Genomic DNA, 12,513 nt, shown 5'->3' on the forward strand with positions numbered 1-12,513 from the left:
CCGGAGAAGAACCATGAATCGCTCACTCTACATCGCCGCGACCGGCATGAATGCGCAACAGGCGCAGATGGACGTGATCTCGAACAACCTCGCGAACGTCAGCACCAACGGCTTCAAGGGCTCGCGCGCGGTGTTCGAGGATCTGCTGTATCAGACCGTCCGCCAGCCGGGCGCGAACTCGACGCAGAACACCGAACTGCCGTCCGGCATCCAGCTCGGCACGGGCGTGCAGCAAGTTGCTACCGAACGTCTGTACACGCAGGGCAACCTGCAGCAGACCGGCAACTCGAAAGACGTCGCCATCAACGGTCAGGGCTTTTTCCAGGTGCAGATGCCCGACGGCACGACCGCCTATACCCGCGACGGTTCGTTCCAGACCAACGCGCAAGGCCAGCTCGTGACATCGAGCGGCTACCAGGTGATCCCGGCGATCACGATCCCGAACAACGCGACCTCGCTCACCATCGGCAGCGACGGCGTGGTGTCGATCACCGTGGCCGGCTCGACCAACAGCCAGCAGCTCGGCTCGATGCAGATCGCGACTTTCATCAACCCGGCCGGTCTGGATGCGAAGGGTGAAAACCTGTTCGCGGAAACCGCTTCGTCGGGCGCGCCGAACGTCGCGCAGCCGGGCCTGAACGGCGCCGGCACGTTGAATCAGGGGTATGTGGAAGCATCGAACGTGAACGTGGTGCAGGAACTGGTGAACATGATCCAGACGCAACGCGCTTACGAAATCAACAGCAAGGCCGTGACGACCTCCGACCAGATGCTGCAGACCCTGAGCCAGATGCAGGTTTGAGGCTCGAGGGACTGGGAATTAACAGGCGGTAATGATGATGTCGCACTTCACTCGCAATCCGGTTCATTCGCGCACCGCTCAGGCGCTCGTGCAGCTCACGCTGCTCGCGGCCCTGGGTGGCTGCGGCCTCGTGCCGAAGCAGCCGATCACGCAGCAACCGATGACTGCGCTGCCACCGATGCCGCCGTCGGCGCAGTCGCCGGGCTCGATCTACAACCCGGGTTACGCGGGCCGTCCGCTGTTCGAAGACCAGCGGCCGCGCAATGTCGGCGACATCCTGACGATCGTGATCCAGGAAAACGTCAACGCGACCAAGTCCTCGGGCGCGGGCGTCAACCGCAGCGGCAACACCAACTTCGACGTGCCCACCTCCGGCTTTCTCAGCGGCCTGTTCGGCAAGGTCAACCTGAGCGCGAACGGCGCCAACAAGTTCGCCGCGACGGGCGGCGCGAATGCGTCGAACACGTTCAGCGGCGTGATCACCGTCACGGTGACCGGCGTGCTGCCGAACGGCAACCTGATGGTCAGCGGCGAAAAGCAGATGCTGATCAACCAGGGCAATGAATTCGTGCGCTTTTCGGGCGTGGTGAATCCCAACACGATCTCCAACCTGAACGCCGTGTACTCGACCCAGGTGGCCGACGCGAAGATCGAATATTCCGCGAAGGGCTATATCGACGAATCCGAGAACATGGGCTTCCTGCAGCGCTTCTTCCTCAACGTGTCGCCGTGGTGATCATGCGTACCGTCCTCTTCCGTATACGCATCCGCACCCGCCTCGCGCGATTCGCCGGTTTCGGCCGCGCGCTGGCCTTCGTCGCGCTCGCCTGCGCGGCGCTGCCGGCCGCCACGCCTGCTCATGCCGAACGGCTGAAGGACCTCGTGCAGATCCAGGGCGTGCGCGACAATCCGCTGATCGGCTATGGCCTCGTCGTCGGCCTCGACGGTACGGGCGACCAGACCACGCAAACGCCGTTCACCACGCAGACGCTCGCCAACATGCTGGCGAACCTCGGCATCTCGATCAACAACCAGGCGGCGGGTTCGAGCAATTCGCAGTCGTCGCTGTCGAACATCCAGCTGAAGAACGTCGCCGCGGTGATGGTGACGGCGGTGCTGCCGCCGTTCGCGCGTCCCGGCGAAGCGATCGACGTGACCGTGTCGTCGCTCGGCAATGCGAAGAGCCTGCGCGGCGGCACGCTGCTGCTTACGCCGCTGAAGGGCGCCGACGGCCAGGTGTATGCGCTCGGCCAGGGCAATCTCGCGGTCGGCGGCGCCGGCGCGAGCGCCAACGGCAGCAAGGTGCAGGTGAACACGCTGGCCGCGGGCCGCATCGCCGGCGGCGCGATTGTCGAACGCGCGGTGCCGACTTCAGTGTCGCAAGCGGGCACGATGCAGCTCGACCTGAACGAAATGGACTACGACACCACGCAGCGCGTGGTGGCCGCGGTGAACAACGCGTTCGGCGGCGGCACGGCAACCGCGCTCGACGGCCGCACGATTCAACTGCGCGCGCCGAGCGATCCGGAGCAGCAGGTCGCCTTCATGGCGCAGTTGCAGAACCTCGACGTCAAGCCGGCGCAAGCCGCCGCGAAGGTGATCCTGAACGCGCGCACCGGCTCGATCGTGATGAATCAGATGGTCACGCTGCAGAACTGCGCGGTGGCGCATGGCAACCTCTCGGTCGTGATCAATACGCAGCCGGTGGTGAGCCAACCTGGCGCGTTCTCGAACGGCCAGACGGTGGTGGCCAAGCAGTCGCAGATTCAGATGAAGCAGGACAACGGCGCACTGAAGCTGGTGACCGCCGGCGCCAATCTCGCCGAAGTGGTGAAGGCGCTCAACGCATTGGGTGCGACGCCCGCGGATCTGATGTCGATCCTGCAGGCGATGAAAGCGGCGGGCGCTCTGCGCGCCGACCTGGAAATCATCTAAGGAAGACACGGGATGAATTCGGATACGACCAATTCCGCCGCTTCGGCGAACGACCTGACCCAGCGCTTCGCGCTCGACGTGCAGGGTTTCGCGAAGCTGAGCGCGCAAGCCAAGGCATCGCCGCAAGCCGGCATGAAGATGGCCGCGCAGCAGTTCGACGCGGTGTTCACGCAGATGATGTTGAAGAGCATGCGCGACGCGACCCCGCAAGACGGTCCGTTCGATTCGCACGACAGCGCCACCTTCACGTCGATGATGGATCAGCAGTTGTCGCAACAGATGTCGCAAAAGGGCATTGGCGTGGCTGACGCAATGCTCAAGCAACTGATGCGCAATCAGGGCATGCAGGTGGGCGGCGGTGCGGGTGGTTTGACCGGCATGGCTAACTCATTGGGCGGCGGCAGCGGCGGCGGCGACGAAGGCCAGACCGCGGCGCTGAACGCGCTCGCCAAGGCGTACGGCAATGCGCAGGCCAACGGCCAACTGGCGATGGGCAAGGGCTACTCGGCCAACAGCGCGCTCACTCCGCCGCTGAAAGGCGACGGCAGCTCGCCGAAGGTCGACGCTTTCGTCGACAAGCTCGCCCAACCTGCGCAAGCCGCCAGCGCTGCGACCGGCATTCCGGCGCGCTTCATCATCGGCCAGGCCGCGCTCGAATCGGGCTGGGGCAAGAGCGAGATCAAGAAGGCGGACGGCTCGACCAGCCACAACGTGTTCGGCATCAAGGCGAGCAAGGACTGGACCGGCAAGACCGTGTCGACGGTCACGACCGAATATGTGAACGGCAAGCCGCAGCGCGTTGTCGAAAAATTCCGCGCGTACGACTCGTATCAGGAAGCCATGACCGATTACGCGAGTCTGCTCAAGGGCAATCCGCGTTACGCGCAGGTGATCAATTCGGCGCATGACGTGAACGGCTTCGCCAATGGCATGCAGCGCGCCGGTTACGCAACCGATCCGCACTACGCGAAAAAACTGATGTCCATCATGCAGAAGATGGGCTGAGCTGCCGTGACCGCAGTTCGAATCAACCGATCACTTAACCGAATCAAAACCATGCACGCGACGGGGCCAGGTGCATAGCAAGACGGACGAGGCCGGCCGCCCACGGGCGGCCGGTCCACCCGCGAGTGGCATGGCGCGGTTTAACGTTTGCGGCAAATAATTCATTACAGGCCCCTAAATTTTGGCCGGATGCTGCCGCTAATCAGTTAGACCCAATACCGGAAAGCGTTGTAATGTCCGGTTGGGATGCGCGTGCTGCGGCTTCGATGAAGACCGCGCGAAAGCCCCGGCAGGAGCCCTGGCACGCGCCCGCAAGAACATGCATACCGGCAAGCCCATGGATACTACCCAGTCGAACGGCCAGACCGACACACACGGCCAGCTGCACGCTCCGACCGACGACGGCGGCAACGATTTTGGCCGTCGCAATCCGCTGGAGATCGGCGTCCAGTTACGCAATCTCGTCAATCGCGGCGATTTCCTCACCGTTCAATATGCAGGCGGACAGCTCGTCACGCGTCTACTCGACGTCGACGTGCGCGGCCGCAGCTTCACGTTCGACTGGGGCGCGTTGTCCGATCAGAACAAAGGCTTGCTGAGCGCACCGCGCTGCCAGTTCCACGCGCAGCCGGACGGCGTGCGTGTCGAATTCGCCACCGGCACGCCGCGCGAGACCCGTTTCGAAGGACTGCCCGCATTCGAGGCCGATTTCCCCGAGGTGCTGTTTTACGTGCAGCGCCGCGAGTACTTCCGCGTCGATGCGCCGATTCTCGATCCGTACGTATGCTCCGGCCGTTTGCCCGAAGGCGATTCGTTTCGCTTTGAAGTGCACGACCTGTCGCTCGGCGGCGTCGGCATGCGCACCACGGACGAACGCGTGGCCGAATTGCCGATGGGCACGCGCCTGCTCGATTGCGAACTGTCGCTCGGCGCGCTCGGCCGGCTCTCGCTCGATCTGCAACTCGTGTCGCATCGCTCCACCGCGTTGCCGAATGGCACGCAGCGTTTTCAGCTCGGCTTCCGCTTTCTGACGCTGCCGGGCAGCGCGGAAAACACGCTGCAACGTCTGATCACGCAGCTCGAGATGAAGCGCCGTTCGCTGGTGCGCTGATTGAAATGTCGGATCTGTGGTGCGTGAGAGGGGTTGCTTGCGCATCGTGTTCGCTTGCCGGCTCATCGTCACTTCCTTGTCACCTGTTTTCCGTACCGGCGCGCGTCTCTGCGCGATGGGTGACAAGCCCGGCAGGCAAGCCTCGCAAACGTTGAAACAAACGTCGAACACGCATCGGAATGACCTCAATTTTTCCTTGTTGAGGCCGTTAAACAAGATGTTCAAGTAACGCGGCGGCATGTGTACGGTGTCGCTCTTCAGGATGACGCATGTCCAATCTCATCAATATCGGCCTCAGTGGACTGAACGCAGCCCAGTGGGGACTCACGACGACCGGCCAGAACATCAGCAACGCGTCGACGCCTGGCTACACCATTGAAACGCCGGTGTATGCGGAAAGCGGCGGTCAGTACACGGGCTCGGGCTATCTGCCGCAAGGCGTCTCGACCACGACCGTGACGCGCCAGTACAGCCAGTATCTGACCACTGAGCTGAACAATGCGCAGAGCTCGGGCAGCGCGCTGTCGACGTACAACACGCTGATCTCGCAACTGAACAATCTGATCGGCAGCCCGACCGCCGGGATTGCGAGCGCGATCACCGGCTACTTCACCGGCTTGCAGAACGTCTCGAACAACGCGTCGAGCCTGGCTACACGCCAGACCGCGATGAGCGGCGCGCAGACGCTGGTGAACCAGATCAACGCCGCGGGTCAGCAATACGACGCGCTGCGCCAGAGCGTCAACACGCAGCTCACCAACACCGTTTCGCAGATCAACAGCTTCACGCAGCAGATCGCGCAGTTGAACGGTCAGATCGCCCAGGCCAGCACGCAAGGCCAGCCGCCGAACCAGTTGATGGATCAGCGCGATCTCGCCGTGTCCAACCTGTCGCAACTGATCGGCGTGAACGTCGTGAACAGCAACGGCAGCTACAGCGTCTTCATGAGCAACGGCCAGCCGCTGGTGTCCTCCAACAACAGCTACAACCTGGGCACAGCGCCTTCGACCGGCGACACCAGCGAGTTGTCCGTCCAGTATCTCGGCCAGGCGGGTGCGAACCCGGCAGCCGCGCCGCAGAACCTGCCCGACAGCAAGATCGACGGCGGCACGCTCGGCGGCCTGCTCGCGTTCCGCAGCCAGACGCTCGATCCGGGCGAGGCGCAACTCGGCGCGATCGCCGTGAGCTTCTCCGCGCAGGTCAACGCGCAAAACGGGCTGGGCATTACGCTCGCCGGCGCCAAGGGTGGCGCGCTGTTCTCAGTGGGCGGCCCGACGGTCTATGCGAATACGCAGAACACCGGCAATGCGTCGCTGAACGTGTCGTTCGCGAATCCCACGCAACCGACCACCGGTGACTACACGCTCGCCTACAACGGCACCACCTACACGTTGACCGACAATTCGACGGGCAGCGTGGTGGGTTCGGCGACCAACCTGAGCCAGCCGATCAACGGCCTGAATTTCTCGACCACCGGGACGATGAACCCTGGCGACTCGTTCACGGTCGAGCCGACCCGCGGCGCGCTGAACAGCTTCGCGACCGCCACCACCGACGCATCGGCGATCGCCGCCGCCGCGCCCGTGCTGGGCGCGGCCGCGTCGAGCAACACCGGCACCGGCACGATCACGCAGGGCACCGTCACGGCCGGCTACACCATGCCGAACTCGACCACCACGCTCTCGTACGACGGCACGGGCCTGTCCGGTTTCCCGGTCGGTTCGACGGTGACGGTGGCCGGTTCCCCCGCTACCACGTATTCGATCACCAGCGCGACGACCGTGGTGCCGTATTCGTCGGCCACCGGCGCCTCGCTGACGATCAATAACGCGACCGCCGGCCAGATGAACAACGTCTCGGTGACGATCAGCGGCGCACCGGCGGCCGGCGACAAGTTCACCATCGGCCCGAACACCGGCGCGAACAACGACGGCCGCAACGCACTGGCGCTGTCGAATCTGTCCACCGCGAAATCGCTGTCGGGCGGCACGGTCACGCTGACGGGCGCGTATGCGAACTACGTCAACAATATCGGCAACCAGACCAACCAGATTCAGACGTCGAGCACCGCGCAAAGCTCGCTGGTGACGCAGATCACCACCGCGCAGCAGTCGGTTTCCGGCGTGAACATCAACGAAGAAGCAGCCAACCTGCTTCAGTATCAGCAGCTGTATCAGGCGAACAGCAAGGTCATCCAGACCGCGCAGACCCTGTTCCAGACGATACTCGGCATCTTCCAGTGAGGCGTTGACAATGCGCATCTCCAGCACGCAGTACTTCAACATGAACGTCGCGACGATGAGCGATCAGCAAGCTCAGTTGTCGCAGTTGTATGCCGAAATTTCGAGCGGCGTGAGCCTCTCCACGCCATCGGACAATCCGCTCGGCGCGGCGCAGGCCGTGCAGTTGAGCTCGACGGCGACGACCCTGTCGCAATACACGACCAATCAGGGCACCGCGCTGGCTTCGCTGCAGCAGGAAGACACCACGCTCGGCAGCGTCAACACGGTGCTGCAGACCATTCATACGCTGGTGCTGCGCGCCGGCGACGGTTCGCTGAACGATGGCGACCGGGGTTCGATCGCGACGCAACTGCAAAGCTTGCGCAGCCAGTTGATGACGCTCGCCAATTCGACCGACCCGCAAGGCAACTACCTGTTCGCCGGTTATCAAAGCAGCGCGCAGCCGTACACCACGAATTCGGCCGGCGTCGTGACCTATTCCGGCGACACCGGCACGCCCGGCGTGCAGATCACCGATTCGCACGTGGTGCAGACCGGCGACAACGGCATTGCGATCTTCGGCAGCGTTGCGCCGATCGGCACCAGTTCCGTGCCGGCCGCCAAAACCGGCAACACCGGCACGGGCGTGATCAGTACGGTGAGCCTGAACAACCCGACCGATCCGACCAACGCGGACAAGTATTCGATCGACTTCTCGTCGGCGACCACCTATACCGTGAGCCAGACCGATCCGGCGACCGGCGCCGTGACCACGAGCGCGCCGCAAGCGTTCACGGCCGGTTCGGCGATCACGCTCGGCGGCCAGTCGGTGTCGATCACCGGCGCGCCGAACGCGGGCGACAGCTTCACGGTGACGCCGGCCACGCAAGGCAGCATGGACGTGTTCGCTAATCTGAGCCAGTTGATCACCACATTGCAAACGCCAGTGTCGGGCGGCGCTTCGACGGCCAGCTTCCAGAGCGCGCTGACCACCAGCATGACCCAGCTCGAGAACACGATGAACAACGTCGTGACGGCGCAAGCAGCAGTGGGTGGCCGCGAGCAGGAAGTGCAGGCATTGCAGACGGTCACGCAGACCAACACGCTGCAGACGTCGAGCAATCTCGCGGATCTGACGCAGACCGACATGGTCAAGACGATCGGCAAGTACACGATGACGCAGGCCGCACTGCAAGCTGCGCAGCAGGCGTTCGCGAAGATTCAGAATATCTCGCTGTTCCAGTACTTGAACTGATAGCACGAGCAGTCTGAAACGGGGAAGGGCGGAAGCCGGTGTGAGCCGGTTCCGCCCTTCTTTTTTTCATTGCACTGCGCGGCGAGCGAAGCGTGCTATTTGAACCCCGCCGCTACGCGCCCCATCTGATCGAGGCCGACGTCGAAGAGCCGTATGAAGAACGGAATCATGTTCGGGGTCATCAACTGCAGCAGCAGCATGCCGATCAGCATGGTCAGTGGAAAGCCGATCTGGAACACGCCGATTTGCGGCGCGGCGCGGTTCAGTATGCCGAGCGAGAGATTGGTGATAAGAAGCGCGGCGACCACCGGCAGCGACAACAGCAGGCCCGCCGAAAACACCGTGCTGCCGAAGTTCGCCAGTGTGCGCCAGCCGGGCGCGCCGAGAATGTTCGCCGACACCGGCACCGACTGAAACGTGGCGAGCAGCGCGCTGATCATCTGCAAATGGCCGTCGATCACCAGAAACACCAGCATGGCGATCGTGTTCATGTAGCTCGACAGCACCTGGCTCGAACTGGCTGCCTGCGAGTCAAAGAAAGTCGCGAAGCCGAGCCCCATGCCGAGACCGACGAAATCGCCCGTCGCGCTGATCGCCTGAAACACGATCTGCATGGTCATGCCGAGCGCGATGCCGATCAGGAACTGGTTGACGATGATCCACACGCCTTCGGCGGAAAACACCGTGACTTGCGGCAGCGCGCCGAGCGTGGGCGCGACGATGATCGTGACGAATGCCGCGAGGCCGATCTTCACGCGGATCGGCAGCGAGCGGTTGCCGAGCACCGGTGCGGTGGCGACCAGCGCGAGGATGCGTACGAACGGCCACAGGAACGCGGTGAGCCAGGCGTTCAGTTGCGCGTAGGTGACGGAGAACATCGCGGGTCGGAAGGGAAGGTGAGAGCCGGCGCCGCGCTCAGTTGACGAGCGTCGGAATGTTGGTGAGCGTCTGGCGCAGATAGTCGAGCATGGTCGTGAGCATCCACGGGCCGGCGACCACCATCGTGACGGCGATCGCGAGCAGTTTCGGGATGAACGACAGCGTGCTTTCGTTGATCTGCGTGGCGGCCTGGAACAGGCTCACCACCAGACCGACCACCAGCGCGACCAGCAGCAGCGGCGCGGCGAGCAGCAGGCCGACATACATGGCCTGGTGCGCGAGCGTCATGACGGATTCTTGATTCATGGCGATGGGACCGGAAGCGTGGAGGGCGCGGGCGCGGTTAAAAAGCGCGGTTAAACAAAGCTCTGTGCAAGCGAGCCGAGCAGCAATTGCCAGCCGTCGACCAGCACGAACAGCATCAGCTTGAACGGCAGCGAAATGGTCGCGGGTGACACCATCATCATACCCATCGACATCAGCACGCTCGCCACCACCATGTCGATGATGAGGAACGGGATGAAAATCGTGAAGCCGATCTGGAAGCCGGTTTTCAGTTCGCTCGTCACGAACGAGGGCACCAGCAGCGACAGCGGCACGTCTTCCGGACCTTGCATCGGCGCGGCGTGCGAGATGCGGGCGAACAACGCGAGGTCGCTTTCGCGGGTCTGGCGCAGCATGAACGTCTTGAACGGGGCGAGGCCGCGGTTCACCGCGGTCTCCATCGGAATCGTGCCGTCGGAGAACGGTTTGTAACCGTCAGTGTAGGCCTTGTCGAGCACCGGCGACATGACGAACAACGTGAGGAACAGCGCGAGTCCGACGAGCACCTGGTTAGGCGGCGTCGTGGTCGTGCCGAGCGCCTGGCGCAGCAGCGAGAGCACGATGATGATGCGCGTGAAGCTCGTCATCATCAGCACCATCGCCGGCAGGAACGACAGCATCGTGAGCAGCAGCATCGTCTGCACGCTCAGCGAGTAGGTCGTGCCGCCGTTCGGGCCGGGGCTCGTGTTGAAGGCCGGCAAGCCGGCGGTTTGCGCGAACGACAGTGTCGGCAGCACGAGCATCAGCGCCGGCAACGCGACAGGCGCAACGCGGCGCACGGCTGAAATCACTTTCGAGGAGGTGCTGGACATGCGAGCGGATTGCGCGTGACGCGCCGAAGGAAGACTGAACTGCATTACCGAACCCCGCCGCCTTGCCCGTTGAAACGTTTGCCCACTTCGCCTTTCAAAGCGTCGCGAAAGCGTTGGCCGAAGGTGCCTGGGAGTGCCGTGCCCGTCGCCCGCGTGCTTGCCGGACCGGGCTGCGTGGCGCCGAGCGGATCGATGGCGGCCGAACCGGCCGGCATCGTATGAAGCAGACGGACATTGCCGGGCGCCGTGCCGAGCACGAGCCACGTATCGCCGATCTCGACCACCGCGACCCGTTCCTTGCCGCCGAGCGAGGCGCCGCCGACCGTCTTCACGAGACCGCCGCGGTTTGCCGGCTGCAAGCCGAAGCGGCGAGCGAGCCATGCGCAACCGAACACCAGACCGATCACGACCAGCAGGCCGACGATGGTTTGCAATACCGCGCCGACGCCGAGCGCCGGAACAGCCGTGCCCGCGCCGACGCCCGAGGCGATTTTCGCGGCGTTGTTGACCGCGTTCATGTCCGCCGCGTGAGCGGCCGACGGTGCGAGCAGCGCGAAGATCGACGCCGAGGCGCATAGCGCCGCCACGACGTTCGCAGCCTGTGCAGCGCGATTCAGAACAGTGCGCAACACGGCGCGACCGGCAACGCGTTTCATCGATTCAACTTCCGGATACGTTCGGACGGCGTGATGATGTCGGTCAGACGGATCCCGAACTTGTCGTTCACCACCACCACTTCGCCCTGCGCGATCAGACAGCCGTTGACCAGCACGTCCATCGGTTCGCCGGCCATGCCGTCCAGTTCCACCACCGAACCCTGCGCGAGTTGCAGCAGATTGCGGATCGCGATCTTGGTGCGGCCGAGCTCGACGGTCATCTGAACAGGAATGTCCAGGATCATGTCGATGTCGTTGCGCGTCGAGGTCGGCTCGACTTTCGACAGCGGCTGGAACACGCCCGCCGTCGTTGCGCTGACTTCCGTATTGTCGTTCTGCTCGGCCAGCGCGCTGGCCCAGTCCGCCATGGCCGCGTCGTCTTCGGCAGCGGCTGCGTCGGCGGCAAATTGCGGCTCGCCAGCGGCCAGTTCGGCCTCAGTTTTTGCGTTCAGGTCACTCATATCCACCTTCCTTCATCGTTTCGGCTGCGCTGATCATCTTCTGGACCCGCAACGCATACTGACCATTGAAAATTCCGTAGCCGCATTCCATCACCGGCACGCCATCGACTTTCGCCGTGATGTGTTCGGGGATGTTGATCGGCAAAACATCGCCCTTGCGCATGTTCAGGATCTGTTCGAACGTGACCGGCACCTGAGCCAGGTCGGCGGTCAGTTCCACTTCCGCTGCCTGCACCTGCTGCGACAGCACGCGGACCCAGCGGCGGTCGACTTCGAGCGCCTCGCCCTGGATCGGCGACGAGAGGATGTCGCGGATCGGTTCGATCATCGAGTACGGCATGCAGATGTGCAGCGTGCCGCCGGTCGTGCCGAACTCGATCGAGAACTGCGTGACGATGACGATTTCGTTCGGCGTCGCCACGTTGGCGAATTGCGTGTGCATTTCCGAGCGCACGTATTCGAACTGCAGCGGACGCACGCTCTTCCACGACGCCGTGTAGTTGTCGAACACCAGGTTCAGCAACTTGTTGATGATGCGCTGCTCGGTCTGCGTGAAATCGCGGCCTTCGACGCGGGTGTGGAAACGCCCGTCGCCGCCGAACAGGTTGTCGACCACGAAGAACACCAGGTTCGGATCGAACACGAACAGCGACGTGCCGCGCAGCGGCTTCACGTGGACCAGGTTCAGGTTGGTCGGGATCGGCAGGTTGCGGGTGAATTCGCTGTACTTCTGCACCTTCACCGGACCGACGGAGATTTCCGCTGAGCGCCGCATGAAGTTGAAAATGCCGACGCGCAACAGGCGCGCAAACCGGTCGTTGATGATTTCGAGGCCGGGCATCCGGCCGCGGACGATGCGTTCCTGCGTCGCGATGTTGTAAGGCCGTACGCCCGCACGGTCGCTTTGCTCGGCTTCCGAGTCGGTTTCACCGGTTACGCCCTTGAGGAGGGCATCGACCTCCTCCTGGGACATGAACTCTTCGTGGCCCATTCCTTATTCCTCGTGCGTCCCGTGGCGGTTGATGATGGCAGCGCTGATTAACGTCACGAC

At 63.4% G+C, this 12,513-nt stretch carries 13 protein-coding genes; 7 read left to right on the top strand and 6 right to left on the bottom strand.

All coding sequences use genetic code 11. The features are described from left to right. Positions 1 to 13: 13 nt before the first annotated feature. The 7 genes from flgG to flgL all read left to right on the top strand — a co-directional run bounded on the left by flgG (position 14) and on the right by flgL (position 8,330). Positions 14 to 802, top strand: a complete 789-nt coding sequence (flgG, locus tag P0D80_RS17225; protein WP_012434703.1) for a flagellar basal-body rod protein FlgG — start codon at positions 14 to 16, stop codon at positions 800 to 802. A gap of 37 nt (positions 803 to 839) precedes the next feature. After that, the gene (flgH, locus tag P0D80_RS17230) at positions 840 to 1,538 is read left to right on the top strand and encodes a flagellar basal body L-ring protein FlgH (protein WP_132376603.1); all 699 of its coding nucleotides are present in this window, start codon (positions 840 to 842) and stop codon (positions 1,536 to 1,538) included. 2 nt (positions 1,539 to 1,540) lie between these two features. Continuing rightward, a complete protein-coding gene (locus P0D80_RS17235) occupies positions 1,541 to 2,737 on the top strand; it encodes a flagellar basal body P-ring protein FlgI (protein WP_408176428.1) in 1,197 nt (398 codons plus the stop codon). Between the two features lie 12 nt (positions 2,738 to 2,749). Continuing rightward, the gene (gene flgJ / locus P0D80_RS17240) at positions 2,750 to 3,742 is read left to right on the top strand and encodes a flagellar assembly peptidoglycan hydrolase FlgJ (protein WP_132376605.1); all 993 of its coding nucleotides are present in this window, start codon (positions 2,750 to 2,752) and stop codon (positions 3,740 to 3,742) included. Positions 3,743 to 4,079: 337 nt separating this feature from the next. After that, positions 4,080 to 4,853 carry a flagellar brake protein gene (locus tag P0D80_RS17245; RefSeq protein WP_408176429.1) on the top strand — a complete coding sequence of 258 codons (774 nt, stop codon included), beginning with the start codon at positions 4,080 to 4,082 and terminating at the stop codon, positions 4,851 to 4,853. Positions 4,854 to 5,122: 269 nt separating this feature from the next. Continuing rightward, positions 5,123 to 7,096 carry a flagellar hook-associated protein FlgK gene (gene flgK, locus P0D80_RS17250; RefSeq protein WP_408285611.1) on the top strand — a complete coding sequence of 658 codons (1,974 nt, stop codon included), beginning with the start codon at positions 5,123 to 5,125 and terminating at the stop codon, positions 7,094 to 7,096. A 10-nt stretch (positions 7,097 to 7,106) separates the two neighbouring features. Further along, entirely contained in the window at positions 7,107 to 8,330 is a 1,224-nt protein-coding gene (gene flgL, locus P0D80_RS17255; RefSeq protein WP_132376608.1) for a flagellar hook-associated protein FlgL, read from the top strand. Between the two features lie 95 nt (positions 8,331 to 8,425). Here flgL and fliR read toward each other — a convergent pair whose 3' ends face one another. From fliR to fliM, 6 genes are read right to left on the bottom strand one after another with little or no spacing between them, the layout of a single operon-like run. Then, the gene (fliR, locus tag P0D80_RS17260; RefSeq protein WP_132376609.1) at positions 8,426 to 9,208 is read right to left on the bottom strand and encodes a flagellar biosynthetic protein FliR; all 783 of its coding nucleotides are present in this window, start codon (positions 9,206 to 9,208) and stop codon (positions 8,426 to 8,428) included. A gap of 37 nt (positions 9,209 to 9,245) precedes the next feature. Next, positions 9,246 to 9,515: a flagellar biosynthesis protein FliQ gene (gene fliQ, locus P0D80_RS17265; RefSeq protein WP_106284814.1), complete on the bottom strand. Its 270-nt coding sequence runs from the start codon at positions 9,513 to 9,515 to the stop codon at positions 9,246 to 9,248. Between the two features lie 50 nt (positions 9,516 to 9,565). Further along, the gene (gene fliP / locus P0D80_RS17270; protein WP_408176433.1) at positions 9,566 to 10,390 is read right to left on the bottom strand and encodes a flagellar type III secretion system pore protein FliP; all 825 of its coding nucleotides are present in this window, start codon (positions 10,388 to 10,390) and stop codon (positions 9,566 to 9,568) included. Beyond that, positions 10,390 to 11,001: a flagellar biosynthetic protein FliO gene (gene fliO / locus P0D80_RS17275; RefSeq protein ID WP_408285615.1), complete on the bottom strand. Its 612-nt coding sequence runs from the start codon at positions 10,999 to 11,001 to the stop codon at positions 10,390 to 10,392. Before fliO ends, fliP begins: the two co-directional genes overlap by 1 nt. Next, on the bottom strand, positions 10,998 to 11,462 hold the full coding sequence (fliN, locus tag P0D80_RS17280) for a flagellar motor switch protein FliN (protein ID WP_132376611.1): 465 nt from the start codon (positions 11,460 to 11,462) through the stop codon (positions 10,998 to 11,000). The genes fliO and fliN overlap by 4 nt, the downstream gene beginning before the upstream one ends. Then, positions 11,455 to 12,453, bottom strand: coding sequence for a flagellar motor switch protein FliM (gene fliM, locus P0D80_RS17285; protein ID WP_132376612.1), 999 nt, complete (start codon positions 12,451 to 12,453; stop codon positions 11,455 to 11,457). The genes fliN and fliM overlap by 8 nt, the downstream gene beginning before the upstream one ends. Positions 12,454 to 12,513: the final 60 nt, after the last annotated feature.

This window comes from Paraburkholderia sp. RL17-373-BIF-A (assembly GCF_046030175.1).
GTDB lineage: Bacteria > Pseudomonadota > Gammaproteobacteria > Burkholderiales > Burkholderiaceae > Paraburkholderia.

Excerpts from the sequence above, each read along its gene's own strand:
- flgG (WP_012434703.1), top strand. The coding sequence starts at position 14 with ATGAATCGCTCACTCTACATCGCCGCGACCGGCATGAATGCGCAACAG.
- flgH (WP_132376603.1), top strand. The coding sequence starts at position 840 with ATGTCGCACTTCACTCGCAATCCGGTTCATTCGCGCACCGCTCAGGCG.
- P0D80_RS17235 (WP_408176428.1), top strand. The coding sequence starts at position 1,541 with ATGCGTACCGTCCTCTTCCGTATACGCATCCGCACCCGCCTCGCGCGA.
- flgJ (WP_132376605.1), top strand. The coding sequence starts at position 2,750 with ATGAATTCGGATACGACCAATTCCGCCGCTTCGGCGAACGACCTGACC.
- P0D80_RS17245 (WP_408176429.1), top strand. The coding sequence starts at position 4,080 with ATGGATACTACCCAGTCGAACGGCCAGACCGACACACACGGCCAGCTG.
- flgK (WP_408285611.1), top strand. The coding sequence starts at position 5,123 with ATGTCCAATCTCATCAATATCGGCCTCAGTGGACTGAACGCAGCCCAG.
- flgL (WP_132376608.1), top strand. The coding sequence starts at position 7,107 with ATGCGCATCTCCAGCACGCAGTACTTCAACATGAACGTCGCGACGATG.
- fliR (WP_132376609.1), bottom strand. The coding sequence starts at position 9,208 with ATGTTCTCCGTCACCTACGCGCAACTGAACGCCTGGCTCACCGCGTTC.
- fliQ (WP_106284814.1), bottom strand. The coding sequence starts at position 9,515 with ATGAATCAAGAATCCGTCATGACGCTCGCGCACCAGGCCATGTATGTC.
- fliP (WP_408176433.1), bottom strand. The coding sequence starts at position 10,390 with ATGCAGTTCAGTCTTCCTTCGGCGCGTCACGCGCAATCCGCTCGCATG.
- fliO (WP_408285615.1), bottom strand. The coding sequence starts at position 11,001 with ATGAAACGCGTTGCCGGTCGCGCCGTGTTGCGCACTGTTCTGAATCGC.
- fliN (WP_132376611.1), bottom strand. The coding sequence starts at position 11,462 with ATGAGTGACCTGAACGCAAAAACTGAGGCCGAACTGGCCGCTGGCGAG.
- fliM (WP_132376612.1), bottom strand. The coding sequence starts at position 12,453 with ATGGGCCACGAAGAGTTCATGTCCCAGGAGGAGGTCGATGCCCTCCTC.